General features: G+C 40.6%; 13 protein-coding genes and 1 pseudogene. 12 read left to right on the top strand and 2 right to left on the bottom strand.

The annotated features are described in order from the left end of the window. From ACOQO1_RS10405 to ACOQO1_RS10395, 3 genes are all read left to right on the top strand, one after another. The gene (locus ACOQO1_RS10405; RefSeq protein ID WP_420602813.1) at positions 1-1,059 is read left to right on the top strand and encodes a cytochrome c oxidase subunit II; all 1,059 of its coding nucleotides are present in this window, start codon (positions 1-3) and stop codon (positions 1,057-1,059) included. Positions 1,060-1,098: 39 nt separating this feature from the next. After that, positions 1,099-2,904: a cytochrome c oxidase subunit I gene (locus ACOQO1_RS10400; protein ID WP_420602812.1), complete on the top strand. Its 1,806-nt coding sequence runs from the start codon at positions 1,099-1,101 to the stop codon at positions 2,902-2,904. A gap of 404 nt (positions 2,905-3,308) precedes the next feature. Continuing rightward, positions 3,309-4,133 (top strand): GIN domain-containing protein, encoded by an 825-nt coding sequence (locus ACOQO1_RS10395; protein WP_420602811.1) that lies wholly within the window; start codon positions 3,309-3,311, stop codon positions 4,131-4,133. Position 4,134: 1 nt separating this feature from the next. Here ACOQO1_RS10395 and ACOQO1_RS10390 read toward each other — a convergent pair whose 3' ends face one another. Beyond that, complete coding sequence (locus tag ACOQO1_RS10390) at positions 4,135-6,399, bottom strand: acyl-CoA dehydrogenase (protein ID WP_420602810.1); 2,265 nt, start codon at positions 6,397-6,399, stop codon at positions 4,135-4,137. A 130-nt stretch (positions 6,400-6,529) separates the two neighbouring features. Between ACOQO1_RS10390 and ruvB the strand changes: the two genes are divergently transcribed. After that, positions 6,530-7,552: a Holliday junction branch migration DNA helicase RuvB gene (gene ruvB, locus ACOQO1_RS10385; RefSeq protein WP_420602809.1), complete on the top strand. Its 1,023-nt coding sequence runs from the start codon at positions 6,530-6,532 to the stop codon at positions 7,550-7,552. A 14-nt stretch (positions 7,553-7,566) separates the two neighbouring features. On the opposite strand, the gene ACOQO1_RS10380 is transcribed toward ruvB, so the two are convergent. Then, positions 7,567-8,160: a TetR/AcrR family transcriptional regulator gene (locus tag ACOQO1_RS10380; protein WP_420602808.1), complete on the bottom strand. Its 594-nt coding sequence runs from the start codon at positions 8,158-8,160 to the stop codon at positions 7,567-7,569. 73 nt (positions 8,161-8,233) lie between these two features. Here ACOQO1_RS10380 and ACOQO1_RS10375 point away from each other — a divergent pair, with 73 nt between their 5' ends. From ACOQO1_RS10375 to sprA, 8 genes and pseudogenes are all read left to right on the top strand, one after another. Continuing rightward, the gene (locus ACOQO1_RS10375; RefSeq protein WP_420602807.1) at positions 8,234-8,680 is read left to right on the top strand and encodes a cupin domain-containing protein; all 447 of its coding nucleotides are present in this window, start codon (positions 8,234-8,236) and stop codon (positions 8,678-8,680) included. A 73-nt stretch (positions 8,681-8,753) separates the two neighbouring features. Next, positions 8,754-9,317: a hypothetical protein gene (locus tag ACOQO1_RS10370; protein WP_420602806.1), complete on the top strand. Its 564-nt coding sequence runs from the start codon at positions 8,754-8,756 to the stop codon at positions 9,315-9,317. A gap of 11 nt (positions 9,318-9,328) precedes the next feature. Continuing rightward, a complete protein-coding gene (locus tag ACOQO1_RS10365) occupies positions 9,329-9,865 on the top strand; it encodes a cupin domain-containing protein (RefSeq protein ID WP_420602805.1) in 537 nt (178 codons plus the stop codon). A gap of 32 nt (positions 9,866-9,897) precedes the next feature. After that, entirely contained in the window at positions 9,898-10,815 is a 918-nt protein-coding gene (queG, locus tag ACOQO1_RS10360) for a tRNA epoxyqueuosine(34) reductase QueG (protein WP_420602804.1), read from the top strand. A 139-nt stretch (positions 10,816-10,954) separates the two neighbouring features. Next, a complete protein-coding gene (locus ACOQO1_RS10355; RefSeq protein ID WP_420602803.1) occupies positions 10,955-12,265 on the top strand; it encodes an MFS transporter in 1,311 nt (436 codons plus the stop codon). A gap of 91 nt (positions 12,266-12,356) precedes the next feature. Further along, positions 12,357-14,654 carry an NADP-dependent malic enzyme gene (locus ACOQO1_RS10350; RefSeq protein WP_420602802.1) on the top strand — a complete coding sequence of 766 codons (2,298 nt, stop codon included), beginning with the start codon at positions 12,357-12,359 and terminating at the stop codon, positions 14,652-14,654. A gap of 43 nt (positions 14,655-14,697) precedes the next feature. Further along, positions 14,698-15,279, top strand: a complete 582-nt coding sequence (gene ruvA / locus ACOQO1_RS10345; RefSeq protein WP_420602801.1) for a Holliday junction branch migration protein RuvA — start codon at positions 14,698-14,700, stop codon at positions 15,277-15,279. 76 nt (positions 15,280-15,355) lie between these two features. Next, positions 15,356-22,425: pseudogene (sprA, locus tag ACOQO1_RS10340) on the top strand (cell surface protein SprA). The last annotated feature ends 59 nt before the right edge of the window (positions 22,426-22,484 follow it).

The raw sequence follows: 22,484 nt of genomic DNA, 5'->3' as shown, positions 1-22,484 counted from the left end.
ATGACTGCATTATTAACATTGACTGTTTTAGTACTGGTAGCAATTGCGATCTGGCAAATGACCAAGATTTTTGAATTGTCCCAACTAAAGGCAGAAAACGCGGAGATAGCAACTGATTCTGATAATAAGTACAACGGTTATCTATTGTTTGGGTTCCTGATTTTTATTTACGGGATTACCATATTTAGTTTTGCAAAGTACACCAAAGTATTATTGCCAGAAGCATCATCTGCTCATGGCCATGAGTATGATCAATTAATGTGGGTGTCATTTGCCATTATCTTTTTTGTGCAGTTTATCACCCAAGCATTATTGCACTACTTTGGATATAAGTATAGAGGTGAAGAAGGGAAAAAAGCCCTTTTCTTTGCAGACAATGATCGTTTGGAGTTTATCTGGACTATTATTCCGGTTATAGTTCTTGCCGGATTGATTTTATGGGGATTGTATACTTGGACCAACATCATGGAAGTGAATGATGAGGATGATCCATTGATTGTTGAGCTTTATGCCCAACAGTTTAACTGGACAGCTCGTTATGGAGGAGAAGATAATGTATTGGGTGATGCAAGTGTGCGTTTGATTGATATTGACCGTGCCAATGTGCTTGGTTTGGACGAATCTGACCCTAATTCAGCAGATGATATCCTTGTTAAAGAATTGCATTTACCGGTTGGTAGAAAAGTAAACTTTATGATGCGTTCCCAAGATGTACTGCATTCTGCCTATATGCCACACTTTAGAGCGCAAATGAACTGCGTGCCAGGAATGATTACACAATTTTCGTTCACTCCTACGGTGACTACTGCAGATATGAGATTAAATCCTGATGTGGTGGAAAAGGTTAAAACTGTAAATGGGATACGTGCAAAAAAAGCGGCCAAGGGAGAACCAAATTCGGACCCATGGGAGTTTGACTATGTACTACTTTGTAATAAGATTTGCGGAAAGTCCCATTATAATATGCAGATGAAGATAATTGTGGAGACGGAGGAAGAATATAACAAGTGGATTGCTGAACAAGCAACATTTAAAGAAACCATTGCTTCGGTTGAATAAAAACTGGGTAGAACACTAAATTAAAAATTTAAAGAGATTATGTCAGCTACTGGACACGACGATCACGGACATCATCATAAAGAGACCTTCATAACCAAATACATCTTTAGTCAAGACCATAAGATGATTGCCAAGCAATATCTTATTACAGGTGTATTGATTATGGGATTCATTGGAATAGCAATGTCGTTGCTATTTAGAATGCAATTGGCTTGGCCAGGTGAATCTTTCCCTGTTTTTGAGGCACTGCTTGGAAAATGGGCGCCCGATGGTGTTATGGACGCCGACATCTATTTGGCTTTGGTTACCATGCACGGAACCATTATGGTATTCTTCGTACTTACCGCAGGTTTAAGTGGTACCTTTAGTAACTTATTGATTCCTTTGCAGATTGGTGCCCGTGATATGGCTTCTGGCTTCTTGAACATGCTTTCCTTTTGGATGTTCTTTGTGTCGGCTGTAATCATGGTAATTTCATTATTTGTTGAAGCTGGACCTGCATCTGCAGGTTGGACAATCTATCCGCCCTTAAGTGCTCTGCCCATGGCGCAAGCTGGATCTGGGGCTGGTATGACATTGTGGTTGGTTTCCATGGCAATATTCATTGCATCATCCTTATTAGGTTCATTGAACTATATAGTAACTGTCCTTAACCTCAGAACAAAGGGAATGTCCATGACACGTCTACCGTTGACCATTTGGGCATTTTTTGTAACAGCGGTTATTGGTGTGATTTCGTTTCCAGTATTACTTTCAGCAGCCCTGTTGTTGATTATGGACAGAAGCTTTGGAACATCATTTTTCCTATCGGATATCTTTATTCAAGGAGAAGTGTTGCACTACCAAGGAGGATCTCCGGTATTGTTTGAACACTTGTTCTGGTTCTTGGGCCACCCGGAAGTATATATCGTTATCCTACCTGCAATGGGTATAGTATCCGAAGTTATGGCGGTTAACGCTCGTAAACCTATTTTTGGTTATCGTGCAATGATTGCCTCAATTTTGGCAATTGCGTTTTTATCTACCATCGTATGGGGTCACCATATGTTCATTTCAGGGATGAATCCATTTTTAGGATCGGTATTCACCTTTACAACCCTATTGATAGCTATTCCATCCGCAGTAAAAGCATTTAACTGGATTACCACTCTGTGGAAAGGAAATCTGCAATTGAATCCAGGAATGCTCTTCTCTATTGGTATGGTATCCACCTTTATAACAGGAGGTCTTACAGGTATTATATTGGGAGACAGTACGCTCGATATTAATGTGCACGACACCTATTTTGTTGTGGCGCACTTCCATTTGGTAATGGGTATATCAGCGTTATACGGACTTTTTGCGGGAGTATATCATTGGTTCCCTAAAATGTTCCAAGGTAGAATGATGAACAAGAATCTGGGGTATGTCCATTTTTGGGTAACAGCAGTTGGTTCCTACGGAATATTTTTCCCAATGCATTTTGTGGGTATGGCGGGTGTTCCACGTAGATATTATGAAAATACGGCCTTCCCAATGTTTGATGATTTGACCAATGTTCAAGTATTGATGACCGTTTTTGCCATAATAACTGCATCTGTTCAATTGGTTTTTGCTTTCAACTTTATCCGAAGCATTTTCTACGGAAAGAAAGGGCCTTTAAACCCATGGAAAGCTACTACCTTGGAATGGACCGCACCGCAAGAGCATATGCACGGAAACTGGCCTGGTGCTATTCCACATGTTCACAGATGGGCATACGACTATAGCAAGACCCATGAAAATGGTGAATACATCATACCAGGACAGGATTTTGTCCCTCAGCATATTCCGCTGCAAGACAATGAGGAAGAACTCCATCATTAACTAAGAAGAATAAACAAACCCATCCCAATACGGATGGGTTTTTTGTTTGCACAGTTTGGTACAGCAATTGTTACCTGTAATTGTAATATCTTTAATGGGCCTAATATCAGTTCATTATCAGATTGTGAAGAAAAGTATATTTGGACACTTCCTTTTTCGTAAGAATAATGCTGGCAAAGCTCCGAGATTCAGGAGCTAATGCGACGCGGAGTTTGCCAAGTGGTTTTCAACCTTGGTTGAAAAATTCCTGACGAAAAGTGTCATTTTCTTTGACTTGGTCTATCCTGAGCGTGGTCGAAGGGTTTCTTTTGGACAAGCAAAAGAAATGAATAATAAAGCAAGACATTTATGGATTTGACCCATGTTTTATGTTGAACCGATTTAATCTTAAAAAGCGAACACTTGTGAAAAATCTTTTATTGCTACTCCTGTTATTGTGCCACATTTCCATACTGGCACAGCGTAAACCCAAAATAAAAGGAAGTCGAATCGTTGCTGAAGTCAATGAGGAACTCCCAGCGTTCAATGCCGTCCAGCTTAATGATAATTTGGACATAGTACTCAAAAAGTCGTTTGGACCTGGCTATGAAATTACCGCAGACGATAACCTTATAGATATTCTAAAATTTAAAGTAGAGGACAGCACCTTGGTCATTAGTTCGTTTTATAATGTCACGGCGAAAAAACAATTCGATATCACCATAAATTATACAGAGCTAAGAGCCATCACATTAAAGGAAGGCAGTATTACAACAGATGATGTGGTCAATAGTGATGAACTCTTTGTGGATGCTTTTTCCAATTCAAGATTGAACTTGAAAGCTAGTGCTGCTGTAATGGATATTAATCTGGAAGATACAAGCAAGGGGGATTTTAATGTAGATGTGGATTCTTTAAATGTTGGTTTAAGTAACCGTGCCGAGGCCTATATTTATGCAGTAAATGGGACTAGTTTGGTGGATGTGGATGGAAATACCTCGTTGACTTTTGAAGGCACTTCGGATACAATTGAGGTTAACCTTGCAGGAAATGCAAGAGTTAAGGCCGAAAAAATGGAAGCTGGGATTGTAAGGGCGAGATTGGAGAATGCGGCCAATGCCCGAATCTATGCGTTTAAAGATTTAGAACTTAATGCTAAGGGAAATTCAAGAACGTATTTATACGGTAATCCCAAAGTGACCATACTAGAGTTTTTGGATACTTCGCAATTGATTAAAAAGGTGGAGTGACCTATTTTGCAATGGGTGCGGTCAGACAGTGCTCCGGAATCCCAAATCCATCCACCAAAACCTCAATATGTGGACGGAGTTCTGTGGATAAGCGCTCCACCCGTTGTCGAATCGCTTTGGACTTTACACCTCCAAAATAGCCTTGTTCCAAATACCATCTGGAATCGATATGCAACTGGTGCAGAGCGTATAATGTTCCCATTTTTTCTAGTAACGTTCTGTATTTTTTGTCAGTTATTGTTGCGCAATGCTCTGCAAATATTTGATAGGCCAATTCAATACTATATGCCTTTCCCAAAGCCAATAAATGAGTTTGGACCTTTAAAAAGGCTTGGTACGACGGAACTCCTTTTTTAATGTAATTTCGAATACGCATGGCCAGAGTATAGGTTAGCCTACGAGTTCTGTAATTAAAGGCATGCTTATGGAATTTTGGATTGTACAAATGCTCCGAATCAATTTTATTTGAATAAATGGGATTAAGAGTGCTTATTTTATCGGATAATTGTGTGCTTAACAATTTTAAGACCGAAATAAACCCCGCGCTGTTGAATTCAGCCTTAAAATCAGATAGAATTCCCTTGGCGGCTAGCTGTAACAGCACATTGTTGTCACCCTCAAAAGTGGTAAAAATGTCCACATCCCCTTTCAGGTCTGCCATCCGATTTTCCAGTAAATACCCTTTTCCGCCGCAAGCTTCCCTACATTCTTGAATAGTATTGTTGGCAAACCATGTGATTATCGATTTTAATCCGGCCACTTGAGTCTCTACTTTTCTTTTGTCGGGTTGGGAATCGTCACTGTACCTGTTCATCATTTCTTCCAGGGTAAAATGATACACATAGGCACTGACTACCGCAGGCGTTAAACGAAGTTGATGTGTGGGATAATCCATGATCAAATCTTCTTGGATTTTAACACTGTCATTGAATTGTCTTCGGTTCAGGGCATGCTTTACTGCTATGCTTAATGCCATTTTGGCCCCTCCCAGAGCACCTTTGGCCACACAGATTCGTCCGCCTACCAAAGTTCCCAACATGGTGAAAAAACGCTTGTTTGGATTTTTGATAGCAGAGAAATAAGTGCCATCGTCTTTAATTTCCCCATACTTGTCCAATAAATTTTTACGGGGAACCTTTACTTGATCAAACCATATCTTTCCATTGTCAACCCCGTTTAATCCCAGTTTATAACCGTTATCCTCAACAGTTATTCCGTTAAACAAGTTATGTTTCTCATCCCGCAATGGAACCAAAATAGCATGAACCCCTTCATTTTTCCCATCAACAATGAGTTGCGCAAAAACCGAAGCAATCTTTGAATGTAAGACGTTGCCTATGTATTCCTTGTTGTCGTTTTTGCCTGGAGTGTGTATAATAATGGAATCAGTTTTTTTATCGTAGGTGGCGGTTGTTTTTATACCCCTTACATTGGAACCGTGCCCTGTCTCTGTCATCGCAAAGCAGCCCAACAGTTTGGCTTTTCCAGCATCGCCTAGATATTGGTCATGGTGCTTTTTTGTGCCCAGTTTCTGTATACTTCCCCCAAAAAGTCCAAACTGCACCCCAAATTTTACGGCAAGGCTCCCATCAACAAACATTAAATGCTCAAATATGGCGGCATAAGATGGCATATTTCCAGTGCCACCATAAGCTTCTGGGTACGCCATGGTACCATACCCTTTTTCACCTAAAACAGAAACTTGTTTTAAAACCTTGTTCCTGAACTCGTCCTTGTTTCGGGTGATATTCCAATTAAAAAGAGGCTGGTTCAGAAAAGAGCGAAATGCATCAACCTCTAATGCATGGGGACCTTTTAGTAGTGCATCTAAATTTCTTGAATCATAATGATTGGAGGTTTTTTCATGTACCACGGCTACATCAAACAAATGGTTGTAGTGATTGGGCTGAATGCCCAAATTAATTTCAATATGCTTTAAATGTTCGTTAAAATCACATTGTTCACAATGCAAATTACCCAACCGTTGACTTAAAGAAGCCAATGGATAGGTATCACTTTCCACAAGTTTTATTTCGGAACTGTTAATGGTTTGTTTCCACTGCTTAAATGCTGCATCTGATGGTGGCTGTTCCTTGTTTAACCAAAGTAATAGCTGCTCCCGTTCTTTTGGATTTAAAGCAGAATCTTCTTCAATTGTTTTTTTAACAACGGAAACTTCAGAAGCTGAAAGTAGGTCATCGGACCAGATTACATAAAAAAAAGGAATGTATTGGATAATACCTATGGTATAATTGGGTGTTGCCATTATGCAAGTAATTGAGGAATTGGATTTTTATGTAACTAATTTAAGCTTTAGATTTTTAAGATATGCATCTAGGGTTATTTTGAGGGAATTGGTTTCAAGTGCATCGGGTTTCAACTATATTTGTTAGGATATGAATGAAAACCTAGACCCTACGCCGGATAACTTTTCACAGGAAGAGCTGGATATCGAAAGAGCTTTACGGCCTATTACTTTTGATGATTTTACCGGTCAGGAACAGGTGTTGGAAAACCTGAAGGTTTTTGTTCAAGCTGCTAACCTTAGAGGTGAGGCATTGGACCATACCTTGTTTCATGGCCCTCCCGGACTTGGAAAGACAACACTTGCCCATATTTTGGCCAATGAATTGGGGGTAGGCATAAAAATCACCTCGGGTCCTGTTTTAGATAAACCAGGGGATTTGGCTGGACTCTTGACCAATTTGGAAGAACGGGATGTGCTGTTTATTGATGAGATTCATCGGCTCAGTCCAATTGTGGAAGAATATCTCTATTCCGCCATGGAAGATTATAAGATTGATATCATGATTGAAACTGGCCCCAACGCCAGAACCGTTCAAATCAATTTAAGTCCATTTACCTTGATCGGCGCTACCACGCGTTCTGGTTTATTGACAGCACCAATGCGGGCGAGGTTTGGTATACAAAGTAGATTACAGTATTATAATACGGAACTCCTTTCAACCATTGTGGAACGGAGCGCTGATATTTTAAAAGTGCCTATCACAAATGATGCAGCAATTGAGATTGCAGGGCGCAGTAGGGGCACCCCAAGAATCTGCAATGCGCTTTTGCGTAGGGTGCGCGATTTTGCACAAATAAAAGGCAACGGAAATATAGACCTTGATATTTCCAAGTTTGGACTCAAAGCTTTGAATGTGGATGCGCATGGTCTGGACGAGATGGACAACAAAATACTGAGCACCATTATTGATAAGTTCAAAGGAGGACCAGTTGGAATAACAACATTGGCCACTGCTGTTTCAGAAAGTGCCGAAACCATTGAGGAGGTATACGAACCCTTTTTGATTCAACAAGGATTTATTATGCGAACCCCACGTGGACGTGAGGTGACAGAATTGGCCTATAAGCACTTGGGGAAAATCAAAGGTGGAGGGCAAGCGGGGCTATTCTAGTCACAATGTTGATTCTAATCCAGTTCACACCCTTTAAGTATCATTTCCAAGCCCCATTGTAAAGTTTGGATGGATTGTTCATTGTCCAAGCCGCAGACATCTTTAGTGCCGATTATTGCTTCTATTCCCATAAGTAGCACCATTAAGTTTATTAGCTTCTTCTTTTTTTTGGCGCTAAGATTCATGTCAGTTTGGTTGAAATACTTATGTAAGGCCATGGCTCTGTTTTGACCTCGTTCCAATTTGGAATCTGATGTGGATAAAATAGCCCCAAGAAACTTCTTGGAAGCCTTTTCGTTTTCCAGAATAAAATCTAAATACGTACGCTGTATCCCCAACAAAGATTTTTTTATGTTGGGACCGGTGAACTTTTCGAGGACAATGTCACTATTGGGGACATTGAGATGAAGAATCAATTCCGTTGACAATGAATCTATGCTGGAATAATATCGGTATATGGTTGCCCTCGATATTTCAGCCTCTTTCGCAACATCTTCAAGGGTTATATCCTTCCCAGATTCAACCAGATTATTGGCCGCTTCCAAAATACGGTTTCGGGTTTTGAGCTTTTGTTTTTTTCGACCAGATGCAATATGAGTACCGTTCATGAGACAAATGTCTTACAAAATTTTGAATTTTGAAAATTAATTGATATTATTGTGAGACAAAAATCTCATGAATATGAAAAAAACCGATAGTGTGTGGGTCTTGGGACAAAAAATAACTTTTCATCCAACCACAGGAGATTATGATTTAATAGTTTGTGAAACCCCTGCTGGTAGCCAAGGACCACCACCTCATATACATTCAAGGTATAAGGAAGCTTTTTTGATTGTTGAGGGTGAAATGGAGTTTTTCGTCAATGGAAATACCAAAACACTTAAAGCTGGAGAATCTTTGGATGTGCCGCCAGGTACATTGCACACATTTAACAATAAGAGTGATAAAAAATGTGTTTGGGTAAACATACACAGCCCAAAGGGTTTTACCGAGTTTTTTGAGACCTACGGTATTTCGGATAGTGAAGACGATGCGATTGCTAAGTCGGTTAATATGGAGATTGTTCAAAAAGTGCTGGAAACGGCCAAGGATTTCGATATGACCATTCCCGAAATGCCCCCGGTATAATCCCACCTCATATAAGTTAAGTACAAAGTTTCCCTCAATAGTTAACTAAGGTTTCATTTTAAATCCTATTCGTATGGAAACAAAACAAATTTCATTTCATTTTTATTTAGGTCTTTGGGTAACGACCTTGATTTTTACATCCTGTTCAAAAGAGGATGCAACATTCGACGAACTGACTTCAACCGCTTCAAAAACCAAGATAGAGTCTGTTGAAGACCAGTTGAAAAGGGTAAAGCAGATGGCAATGCGCTTTCATAGTTTTGAACAAGCAGCTAAAGCTGGCTACGCAGAACCCTTTCCGTTCAATCCTTCACCTTATGTTCCCAATATGGGATTTCATTATAGCAATGTAAGTTTGATGGATGGCGTTTTTGAGCTCGAAAAACCGGAGATATTGTTGTACGTTCCCAATGAACATGGTAAACTTAAGTTGGTTGGAGTAGAATATGCTGTTCCTGCTCCCGAAGATTCAATGCCTCCAGAAGGTTTTATAGGCGATGATGACCACTGGCACTATAACCCAAACGTAGCCGGTGGTTCATGGACGCTCCATGCTTGGGTTGTGATGGATAATCCTGATGGAGTTTTCGCCGCATTCAATCCCAACGTACCTGTAGAAAATCCTGCTGAAAACTAAAAACTGTAATTATGATGAATAGAAAAGAATTCATGTCCGCTTCAGTAATGGGGTTAGGTTTGTGCGCTGTAAACCCAATCTCTGCAGCTAGCACAAATAGGAAAAACTCTAGCGTGGACCCTAAAGTGGTTCGAAAAGAAGAAGGAAAAGTACAAAGTGTTATGGGGGATTATCAAAATTTAAAATTGGTAGGAGCCGACACCAATGGTCTTTTTACTTTGATTGAACAGCATAATGAACCGGGTTTTGGGATACCACTACATGTACATGAAAATGAAGATGAAGTATTTCAAGTATTGTCTGGTCAATTGGAAATGACCATTGGAGGTAAACTAACAATAATGAATGCAGGAGACATCATCTTTTGCCCTCGAGGTATATCGCATTCATTCAAAGTCATTGGGAACGAAAAAGCTAGGGTGATGCTAAGTATATTTCCCTCAGGGATTGAAAATATGTTCGAAGAATTGGCCGCATTACCATCCGGACCACCAGATTTTGAAAAGGTAAGCAAGATTTGTGGAAAATATCAAATACAGTTTGTATGAGAAATGTATTGGATTAGCTAAATTGTGTTCGAATGAACGCAATGCACTACAGTAAAATGATAAAAACCGAAGCCAAGCGCCTCGGTTTTTTGTCTTGTGGTATTTCCAAAGCTGAATTCCTTGAAGAAGAAGCTCCGCGTCTGGAGAAATGGCTTAGCCAGAAGATGCAAGGGGAAATGCAGTACATGGAAAATCATTTTGACAAGCGATTGGATCCCACAAAATTGGTGGAAGGTTCCAAATCGGTGATTTCTTTGTTGTTGAACTATTATCCTTCTGAGCATCAAAATCAAGAATCCTATAAGATTTCCAAATATGCCTATGGAACCGATTATCACTTTGTGATAAAGGACAAGCTAAAATCTTTATTGAATTTCATTCAAGAAGAAATTGGTGAAGTGCATGGAAGAGCTTTTGTAGATTCTGCCCCAGTTTTGGACAAGGCATGGGCAGCCAGAAGTGGATTGGGTTGGATTGGAAAACATAGCAATCTACTTACACAACAAGTGGGTTCATTTTATTTCATAGCCGAACTTATTATAGATTTGGAACTGGAATACGATGCTCCGGTGACTGATCATTGCGGGACTTGCACCGCTTGTATTGATGCTTGCCCAACAGAGGCTATTGTGGAACCTTATGTGGTAGATGGCAGCAAATGCATTTCATATTTCACCATCGAATTGAAAAATGAAATCCCAAATGAATTCCAAGGGAAATTTGATGATTGGATGTTTGGCTGTGACATTTGCCAGGATGTCTGCCCATGGAACCGATTTTCAAAACCACATAATGAGCCACTTTTTAACCCCCATCCAGAATTACTTTCCATGTCTAAAAAAGATTGGGAGGAAATCACAGAGGATGTTTTTAGGCAAGTATTCAAAAAATCGGCAGTTAAACGAACCAAATTTGCTGGTTTGCAGCGAAATATCAAATTTCTAAAATAAATCTTATTACATCGAAATCGATTGCGATGCCATTTTGGTTGTTTTGCGCATTGATTTTTTATCATAACAAGAAAGAAAACAGTATCTTGAAGGGATGTACAGTGACTTACATGGCTAACTTTTAACTACCGATCATCCTATGAAGATTAAAAAACCTGAGCTTAGTTTTTGGCAGATTTGGAATATGAATGTTGGATTTTTGGGAATCCAATATAGTTTTGGACTTCAACAAAGTGCCATCAATCCCATCTTTCTGTTTTTAGGGGCAAAAGAAGAAATCCTGCCCATTCTAAACATAGCTGGCCCGGTTACCGGTTTAATCGTTCAACCTTTGATTGGAGCCATTTCAGATAAGACTTGGTCACCAAAGTGGGGTAGGAGAAAGCCTTTTTTCTTGATAGGTGCGGTTTTGGGCAGCTTATGTTTGTTTGCTTTTCCGTTAAGTCCGGCCCTATGGTTTGCCGTTGGTCTGTTATGGATTTTGGATGTGGGAAACAATATGGCCATGGAACCTTACCGAGCTTTTGTTGGGGATAAATTACCCGATAAACAATTGAGTATGGGGTATCAGATGCAAAGTCTGTTTGTTGGCGCAGGAATTCTTTTGGCCAATGCATCCATCTTTTTGTTCCAAGATTGGTTTGGAGGGGGGCAGGAAGTGGAAGGAACCATTCCAAAATGGTTGTATTATTCGTTCTTCATTGGTTCTTTTCTGTCCGTAGCCACTATTTTATGGTCCGTTTTAAAAACACCGGAGATTCCGCCAAGCGATGAGGAGCTCAAAGAAATAAATAGGCACAAGGCATTGCCTTTTATAGAACGGTTTAAAATGCCATTTGTTGAGATTTCAGACGCGGTCAAGGAAATGCCAAAATTCATGTGGAAACTTTCCGCAGTTTATCTATTTCAATGGTATGCATTGTTCATTTATTGGCAATTTATTACCCCATTATTTAGAGCAACAATGGGATACGATACTTCTGAGGCGGCGGCTCAGGCGGCTAAAATGAGTACTACATACAACATTGTCACGGCCGTGGTTGCCTTGATATTGGTCCCCTTGACTATGAGGTTTGGAGGAAAGAAGATTTACGCCCTGAGCCTATTTGGAACTGCTTTGGCGCTTTTTGCCATTCCCCATATTGCGGACCCGGTTTATGTATTGGTCCCAATGGTTTTGTTTGGTATTGGTTGGGCAGCGATGATGGGAATCCCATATAGCATGGTTTCAAAAATTGTTCCTCAGGAAAGGAGAGGAGTGTATATGGGTATTTTAAACATGATGATTGTAATCCCAATGGGAATACAAACGTTGACATTTGGTCCTATTTTTAAAAACCTTTTAGGCGCAAACTCTGTCAATGCCATTCTCTTTGCCGGTGTGTTCTTTGTAATTGCCTCAATTTTGGCAATGCGGTTGAATGTTTCCAAAGAAGAAAATAGCGACTAACGATGCTAAAGGACATTGCCAATAAAGCAGATTGATTTTTATAGCGCATATCGATATAATACTATTAAATTTGCCCATTCAATTATAAGGTATGAGCAAAGAAAAACAACGTCAAGAAGCATTACATTACCATGCTAAACCCCAACCAGGTAAGATAAAAATTGTTCCTACCAAACCCTACGCAACCCAACGGGATTTGGCCTTGGCCTATTCACCAGGGGTGGCAGAACCTTGTCTGGAGATTGAAAAAAACAAGGAAGATGTTTACAAATACACCGCAAAAGGAAATATTGTTGCGGTAATTTCCAACGGGACTGCGGTTTTGGGATTGGGCAATATTGGACCAGAAGCTTCAAAGCCCGTAATGGAGGGAAAAAGTTTGCTCTTCAAGATTTTTGCGGATATCGATGGAATGGATATAGAACTGGATACCACAGATGTGGATAAGTTCGTTGAAACGGTAAAAACCATTGCGCCCACCTTTGGTGGAATCAATCTAGAGGATATAAAAGCGCCCGAGGCATTTGAAATTGAACGCCGCTTAAAGGAGGAACTGGATATTCCGGTGATGCATGACGATCAACATGGAACGGCCATAATATCGGCTGCTGCCTTATTGAATGCCATAGAAATTGCCAACAAAAAAATAGAGGACGTCAAGATTGTGGTCAGTGGGGCAGGAGCTGCCGCCGTTTCTTGTACCCGTCTGTACAAAGCTTTTGGAGCTAGGGCGGAAAACATTGTTATGCTGGATAGTAAGGGGGTAATCCGAAGCGATCGTGAAAACCTTTCCAAAGAAAAAATGGAATTTGCCTCGGACAGAAAAATAGATACTTTAGAGGAGGCCATGAAGGGCTCCGATGTTTTTATAGGCCTGTCCATTGCAAACATAGTGACCCCTGAAATGCTTAAAACCATGGCTAAAGACCCTATTGTGTTCGCCATGGCCAATCCAGATCCGGAAATTGAATTTAATCTGGCTTGCAAAACAAGAAAAGATATTATCATGGCCACGGGTCGATCAGACCATCCCAATCAGGTGAACAATGTATTGGGATTCCCGTTCATTTTTAGGGGAGCTTTGGATGTGAGGTCTACCAAGATCAATGAAGAAATGAAGATGGCTGCGGTACGGGCATTGGCAGATTTGGCCAAGGAACCTGTTCCCGAACAGGTAAACATCGCATATGACACCACCAGATTGGCATTTGGTAAAGATTATATCATTCCTAAACCTTTTGACCCACGATTAATTACTAAGATTCCGCCAGCTGTTGCCAAAGCAGCTATAGAAAGCGGTGTGGCCAAAGCTCCAATTAAGGACTGGAAAAGATACGAGGAAGAACTCTACCAAAGATCTGGGAACGATAACAAAGTGGTACGTTTAATGCACAATAGGGCTAAACTTAACCCTAAACGCATCGTTTTTGCAGAAGCGGAATTGCTGGATGTGATGAAGGCTGCCCAAATTGTACATGATGAGGGTATTGCAATACCTATTTTGTTGGGAGATAAAGGCATTATTGAAAACTGGAAAAAAGAACTGGATTTTGATGCAGAAGTACCCATAATTGATCCGCGTTCTGATGAATTCAGTGAAATTAGGACCAAATATGCGCTCAAACTATGGGAAACGAGAAAACGAAAAGGAGAGACCCAATACAGTGCTAGGGTAAACATGGGCAAGCGCAATTATTTTGGTGCCATGATGCTTTTGGAAGGCGATGCGGATGGGATGATTTCTGGATACTCTAGATCTTATCCCAAAGTGTTGAAACCTGTTTTTGAGGTTTTGGGACGTGCCAAAGGAGTTACAAATGCTTCAACGGTAAACATTATGATAACCGATATGGGACCTTTGTTTTTGGCAGATACCTCAATTAATGTGGACCCCAATGCGGAAGAACTCGCCGAAATAGGTCAAATGACCGCAAATGTGGCCAGTACTTTTGGATTTAACCCAGTCATGGCTATGTTGTCTTATGCCAACTATGGGTCATCAAGCCATCCCAATGCGCAGAAAGTAAGGGAGGCGGTTAAAATTTTGCATGAACGTAATCCAGAATTGTTGGTAGATGGGGAGATTCAAACGGATTTTGCGTTAGACCAGGAACTCTGTCATAACAACTTTCCATTTTCAAAACTCGCAGGTAAAAAAGTCAATACATTAATATTTCCCAATTTGGACTCGGCTAACATTACCTATAAATTGCTTAAAGGATTACATAATGCAGAGTCTATTGGACCAATCATGGTAGGTCTACGAAGGTCGGCACACATCCTTCAACTAGGGGCCAGTGTTGATGAAATGGTAAACATGGCCGCTGTAGCGGTGATTGATGCCCAAGAGCGTGAAAAAAGATGGAAAGCAAAACAGGAAAAAGAATAAGGCCCTTAAATATCAATGATCTAATAATCCAACAAGCCTAGATATGATTACCCACCTGAAAGGAAAATTAGTAGAGAAGAACCCTACCTATGTTATTATTGAATGCAATGGAGTTGGATACTTTTTGAACATTTCACTGCATACATATTCACAATTAAAGGATGAGGAAAACATTCGACTTTTTACCCATTTACAGGTCAAAGAAGATTCGCACACCTTGTTTGGTTTTGTGGAAAAAACTGAACGGGAAATATTTAGGCTGCTCATTTCAGTTTCGGGAATAGGATCAAGTACTGCCCGGACTATGTTATCCTCATTGTCCCCCGTCCAAGTTAGGGACGCAATTGCTAACGGAGATGTCCCTTCCATACAGGCAATCAAGGGAATAGGAGCTAAGACGGCGCAACGTGTCATACTGGACTTGAAGGACAAGATTTTAAAAGTCTACGATATGGGCGAAGTTTCCTACCAATCAAACAATACAAGCAAAGAAGAAGCGTTATCTGCTTTAGAGGTTCTTGGTTTTGTCCGAAGACAATCAGAAAAGGTTGTGGACAAGGTATTGGCCAATGATCCTACACTAAGCGTTGAGAACATTATAAAACTGGCGCTGAAAAATTTGTAACTAGTTTGAAAAGAGGGGCAAAACAATACTTAGATCATTGAGATTTAAGCATTTTTTCTTTTTTATATGCTTTCTGATGGCCACCACGCTCAATGGGCCAAGAAACCAATGAGCAAGTTCAAGATTCTGTGAAAACAGGAGTTGCGCTTGGGAAATTGATATTGGAGAACCCCGATAGCATCATTGCCAAATATACCTATGACGCTGAATTGGATAGATATATCTATACACGAAAGTGTTGGTGATTTCGATATCAACTATCCCGTTGTCCTTACCCCAGAGCAATATTTTGAACTCGTCCGCAAGGAACAGATGAAATCCTATTTTAAGGAGAAGATAGATGCTTTTACCGGAAAAAAGGCCGGTAGTGAAGAAGCAAGAAAGAATTTGTTGCCCAATTTTTATGTGAACAGTAGCTTTTTCGAATCCATTTTTGGTGGAAACACCATAGAGGTGATTCCGCAAGGTTCTGTAGCCATGGACTTGGGGGTTTTATGGCAAAAAAATGATAATCCTGCACTCTCGCCCAGAAACAGAACCAACCTGTCTTTTGATTTTGACCAACGAATAAGCTTGAGCTTATTGGGAAAGGTGGGTGAACGACTTCAGGTTACAGCGAATTACGACACCGAGGCCACCTTTGATTTTCAGAATTTGGTGAAGTTGGATTATACCCCTACTGAGGATGATATTCTTAGAAAAATTGAAATTGGTAATGTAAATATGCCATTGAACAGCTCCCTTATTACTGGGGCACAAAGCCTTTTTGGTGTAAAGACACAACTGCAGTTCGGAAAAACAACGGTGACTGCTGTGTTTTCAGAACAGCGTTCCCAAAACAATACCGTTGTGGCACAGGGGGGAGGTACCCTTAATGAATTTGCATTGACCGCTTTGGATTATGATGAGGACAAACACTTTTTCTTGGCCCAGTATTTTAGGGACAATTATGACAGAGCCCTGACAAATTACCCATTCATACAAAGTCAAGTTCAAATAACCAGACTGGAAGTCTGGGTTACCAACCGTAACCAGCAGACCTTGAACGTAAGGAACGTGGTGGCCATTCAGGATTTGGGAGAGGCTTTGGAAAACAAAACTAGAATTGGAATAAATGGTGGAGCTCCCGCTGGATTTTTCGATGCTTCGGCGATAGCCACTGGATTTCCGCAAAATGGGGCCAACGACTTTGATCCTAGTCAAATTGGAACTGGAGCACTTACCCAGTCCATTAGGGATATTGCCACGGTGGAACAGGGTTTTAACATTCCTGGCTATACTGCTAACCAAGGCTTTGATTATGCCATTCTTGAAAATGCCAGAAAATTGGAGCCAACTAGAGATTACCAGTTCGATTCCCAATTAGGGTATATTTCCCTGAATCAACGATTAAGCAACGATGAAGTCTTGGGTGTCGCATTCCAATACACGGTCAACGGAGAGGTTTTTCAAGTAGGAGAATTTGCCAATGGCGGAGTTGATGCAACCACGGTTTCGGGAGGTGTCAACCCAATCATTGAAAATAACACATTGATATTGAAGCTACTTAAAAGCAACATTACCAATGTGGAAGATCCCATTTGGGATTTGATGATGAAAAATATTTATGCCACAGGCGCATTCCAGCTGAGTCAGGAAGATTTCAAACTAAATATACTTTACTCCGATCCTACCCCTAGAAACTATATAACTCCTGTTGATCCCAATGCAGGTTGGCCTACAGGATTGGAAGAACGCATTCTGATAGATGTTTTTAATCTCGACCGCTTAAATATTTACAATGACGTACAGCCCGGGGGGGATGGTTTCTTTGATTATGTTCCCGGAATCACAGTGGACACACAGTCTGGACGAATCATTTTTACCAAAGTAGAGCCTTTTGGTAAATTCCTTTTTGATCAATTGGGAGGTGGAACCTATGATGTGGAAAATGATGCAGGATACAACGTCAATCAGCAGCGTTATGTATTCCGAAATATGTACGCCAAGACCAAGGCAGCTTCTTTACAAGATGCGGAAAAAAACCGCTTTCAGATAAAAGGGCGTTATAAATCGCAGGGAAACAATGGTATTCCAATTGGGGCATTCAATGTACCAAGAGGGTCGGTTAGGGTAACGGCAGGAGGAAGACAATTGCAGGAAGGAATAGATTATACCGTAAACTATCAAGCAGGGACGGTACAGATTTTGGACCCTAGTTTGGTGGCATCAAACACTCCCATTAATATTTCGGTGGAAAACAATGCTGTTTTTGGGCAGCAAACAAGAAGATTTACTGGGGTAAATGTAGAGCATAAGTTCAATGAAAACTTCGTGTTGGGAGGAACTTTGTTAAACTTGAACGAAAGACCACTAACCCAAAAATCAAACTTTGGGGTTGAGCCTGTAAACAATACCATTTTTGGACTAAACGGTAATTTTAGTACGGAGATTCCTTTTTTGACAAGATTGGCGAACAAGCTTCCAAACATAGATACGGATGTACCTTCTAACCTGTCTTTGCGGGGAGAAGTGGCCTTTTTGAAGCCAAATTCACCCAAAAATGCAGATTTTCAAGGAGAGACTACCACCTATTTGGATGATTTTGAGGGAGCGCAAGCTTTAATTGATATCCGTTCATCTTTGGGATGGTCTTTGGCTAGTCCACCGGTTGAATTTTTGGATGACAGGTCGGATATAAGTGTGGGTTATGAACGGGCTAAGATGGCTTGGTATACCATAGACCCTATTTTTTATACCAATCAAAGGCCATCAGGATTATCGGATAATGATGTCTCATTGAATACCACCCGTAGGGTGTTTATTAATGAGGTGTTTACCGAAACGGATATTGCACAGGGCCAAACGCAGGTTCAGGGAACCTTGGATATGGTCTATTATCCCAACCAAAAAGGACCTTACAACGCAAACCCAAGTTTTGCTACGGAAACTCCAGAAGATAAATGGGCCGGAATCATGCGTCCCTTGAGCAGTACCAATTTTGAGCAATCCAACGTGGAGTTTGTACAATTTTGGGTATTGGACCCCTATGTAGATGGACAAACAAACGGTGCAAATGCGGGAGAATTAGTATTGAATCTGGGTAATATCTCGGAAGATATATTAAGGGACGGTCGCAAGCAATATGAAAACGGTTTGCCGGCAAGTACAAATAATGAAACGCCAAGACCAACAATATGGGGACAAGTGCCTTCAACACAATCCCTGGTTTATGCCTTTGATGCGGATGAAGGGAACAGAACTTTGCAAGATGTTGGATTGGACGGTCTAGCTGATGCCGATGAACAAACAATTTATAATGGTCCAGCTGAAGACCCTGCATTGGATAATTACCAATACTATCTAAATAGGGAGGGAAGTATTTTGGAACGTTATCAGGATTTCAACAACCCTGATGGCAACTCGCCGGTAGCGGTAAGCAATACCAATAGGGGATCCACCACTTTGCCTGATGTTGAGGATATTGATAGGGATTTGACCATGAATACGGTCAATAGCTATTACGAGTATCGCATTCAGATTAAACCCAATACCACTATTGATGACCAATATGTGACCGATATTCGTGAAGGACTTACTCCAACGCTTCCCAATGGTTCTCAGTTGAACAGAAGGTGGATTCAATACAAAATTCCGTTGAGTGATTTTACAGATGCCGTTGGTGGAATAACAGATTTCCGTTCCATAAGTTTTATGCGGATGTATTTGACCGGATTTTCGGATGACGTAGTACTTCGTTTTGCAACTTTGGATTTGGTAAGGGGAGATTGGAGAACCTACACCAATTCCTTGCAGCCCGATGTGGATAATGACCCATCCGACGATGGCACAGTAACGGATGTAAACACAGTAAATATTGAGGAAAACTTTGGAAGACAACCTATTCCCTATGTATTGCCTCCAGGGGTAATTAGGGAACAACTCAATAACAACAATACCATTATTAGGCAGAATGAGCAATCACTTTCCTTTGTAGTCGAGAATTTGGAATCCCAAGATGCCCGTGGAGTGTTCAAAAATGTGAATATTGATGTGCGACAGTACGAGCGCATTAAAATGTTCATGCATGCGGAAAAAATCATGAACGGTGATTATTCCGATAGTGATACCCCATTGGTTGGTTTCCTTAGAATTGGAACCGATTTTTCAGAGAACTTTTACCAAATAGAATTGCCCTTGCAGTTCACTTCATTCAATGTTACTTCACCAGATGAAATTTGGCCTGATGTAAACCAGATAGATATTGCTTTGAGCGATTTGAACAAAGTAAAATCCAAAGGAATAGCAGAGCAGACGCTGAACCAAATCAATTATTATGAAATTGTAGATGGCGAAGCGGTGCCAGTTGATGAATTTTCTCCAAGAACATTGGGGAGATTGCGCATAGGTATTCGCGGAAACCCGTCTTTGGGAAGTATTCGTGGTATGATGGTGGGGGTCAAGAACATTGATGACCTGCCTGCAAGAGGGGAAGTTTGGTTCAATGAGCTTCGCTTGGCGGGCTTGGACAATAATGGTGGTTGGGCGGCAATTGCTGCTTTGGATGCAAATATGGCCGATTTTGCCAATGTAACCGCTACAGGAAGTAGGAGTACATCCGGTTTTGGTTCCATTGATCAAATGCCCAATGAACGATCGCGAGAAGATGCTATTTCCTATGATGTGGTCACCAATGTCAACGTTGGTCAATTGCTTCCAAAAAAATGGGGAATCCAGATTCCGTTCAACTATGGAATTTCGGAAAGTCTGATTACCCCAGAATTTGATCCTGTTTATGATGATTTGAAACTGGATGATCGTATTGCTGCAGCTGCAACTCCTGAAGATGCCGAGACCATTAAGAAACAAGCAGAGGATTATACCAAAAGAACAAGCATAAATCTTATTGGGGTTAGAAAGGACAGGGGAGAAGAAGCTAAGGAGAACTTCTTCGATATTGAGAACTTTACCTTTAACTATTCGTACAACGAAACCAACCATCGTGATTTTGAAGTGGCAGATTTAAAGGACCAAAATGTGACCACAGGATTTGTGTATAACCACAATTTTAAGCCCGCACCCGTTGCACCATTTGCTAAAAAGGATTCGCTCTTTATGAGTAAGTACTGGCAATGGCTTAAGGAACTTAATTTTAATGTGTTGCCTACAAGCTTGTCCGTAAATGCCAATTACAACAGATCGTTTAATCAGCAAAGATTTAGGGATGTGTTGGAGCCCGGAGTGGATGCTTTGGAACTACCATTGTTGCAACAGCGCAATTACCTGTTCAATTGGCAATATGCGTTAAATTATAGCATTACCAAATCTTTGCGCTTGAATCTAACGGCGTCAAACAATAATATTGTGCGCAACTATTTTAATGTGGACGATGATCCTGATTCAGGAATTGACCAAACGTTGGATCTTTGGGATGGTTTTTTTGATGTAGGTGAGCCCAACAGGCATGCACAACAAATGCAACTTAACTATAAACTGCCCTTTGATAAATTTCCTTTTTTGAATTTTGTTGATGCCGATTACACCTATACGAGTAATTTTGATTGGCAACGTGGGGGAGATGCTTTGAACGAGGTTGCAGGTGAGAATATAAATACGGTTCAAAATGCCAGCACGCATAATTTGACGGCAAATTTGACCATGCAGCGTTTTTATGACTTTTTAGGGTTGAAAAAACGGGATGGCAAGGTTACGGCAAATCAAGTTCAGGTACGTCGAGATAAAGCTGGTAACCCGGCTTCGGGAACTGAGGACCAAAAATCACCAAAAAAGACCAGCAAAGCATTCAATACTTTGGTTGATATTGTGACCATGGTAAAGCGGGTTAACGTGACCTATAGTGAGAACAGTGGTAAGGTACTGCCGGGATATACCCAATCCATTGGTTTTATTGGAACTACCCGTCCAAGTTTCGGGTTCGTTCTTGGAAGTCAGGCGGATGTACGCTTTGAAGCGGCAAGAAATGGTTGGTTGACGACATTCCCCGAATTCAATTCGCAATACATGCAGAATTCAACAAAACAGTTGAACATTACTGCCACAGCACAACCTACGCAAGATTTGACCATTGATTTTACAGCTGACCGTCTACTGGTGAACAACTACCAAGAGAATTTCCAGGTAAATGACTTGGGCAATGGCCAATTTGAGTATGAAAATTTATTAGGTAACACTTTTGGTAATTTTAGTATCTCCACCTTAATGATAGGGACTGTTTTTAGTAAAAGCGACGAATTTGATTCTGAGACCTTTGAAAAATTTAAAGAAAATAGGATTACCATTGCTAACAGATTGGTTTCGGACAGAGGGCAGAATCCTGGAACCTTGGATGAGGATGGATTCCCGGAGCGTTACGGAAAGACCCAACAAGATGTATTATTGCCTGCCTTCTTTGCTGCATATACAGGACAAGATGTAAACAGGGTCAACTTGGATGCTTTTCGTGAGATACCTATTCCCAACTGGACGATTAAGTATACCGGGTTGATGAAAAACAGATGGTTTAAAAAGAAATTCAAACGTTTTTCGTTGAGTCATGGGTACCGTGCCGCTTACAGCATCAATTCTTTTCAAACGAACTTAGCGAGACAACAGCTGATTAATGAAAACTTGCCACCAATAAATACTGAGAATGGAGATTTCCTTCCGGAGAATATCATTAATAATGTGGTGCTAAATGATGAGTTCAATCCTTTGATGCGTGTGGATTTTGAGATGAAAAACTCTTTTAGCTTTTTGGCCGAGGTACGTACGGATAGAACCTTGTCATTAAGTTTTGACAACAATCTACTTACTGAGATCAATGGAAAGGAATATACGTTGGGATTGGGGTATCGTTTTAAAGATGTGAAGTTTGTGACCAATATTGGGGGACAAAAAACCAGATTGAAAGGAGACTTAAACCTGAAAGCGGATGTATCCCTTCGGGATAATATAACCATTATCCGAAATCTTGATATTGATAACAATCAAATTACTTCGGGCCAAAAATTAATGTCGGTCAAGTTTACTGCGGACTATGCCTTGAGCAAAAGTTTAAATGCACTTTTCTTTTATGACCATTCATTTTCCCAGTTTGCCGTATCAACAGCTTTTCCGCAAACTACTATCAATGCAGGGTTTACCATTAGGTATAATTTTGGGAATTAATTCCACAGAAAGAGCATAGTATATTGTTTTTTGTAGCGAACAATTTTCTTGTAAAATTT

Origin of the sequence: Flagellimonas sp., assembly GCF_965222555.1 — a bacterium.
Classification (GTDB): Bacteria; Bacteroidota; Bacteroidia; order Flavobacteriales; family Flavobacteriaceae; genus Flagellimonas.
The sequence above is the reverse complement of the archived record's forward strand: the minus strand, read 5'-3'. Positions and strand labels throughout refer to the sequence as shown.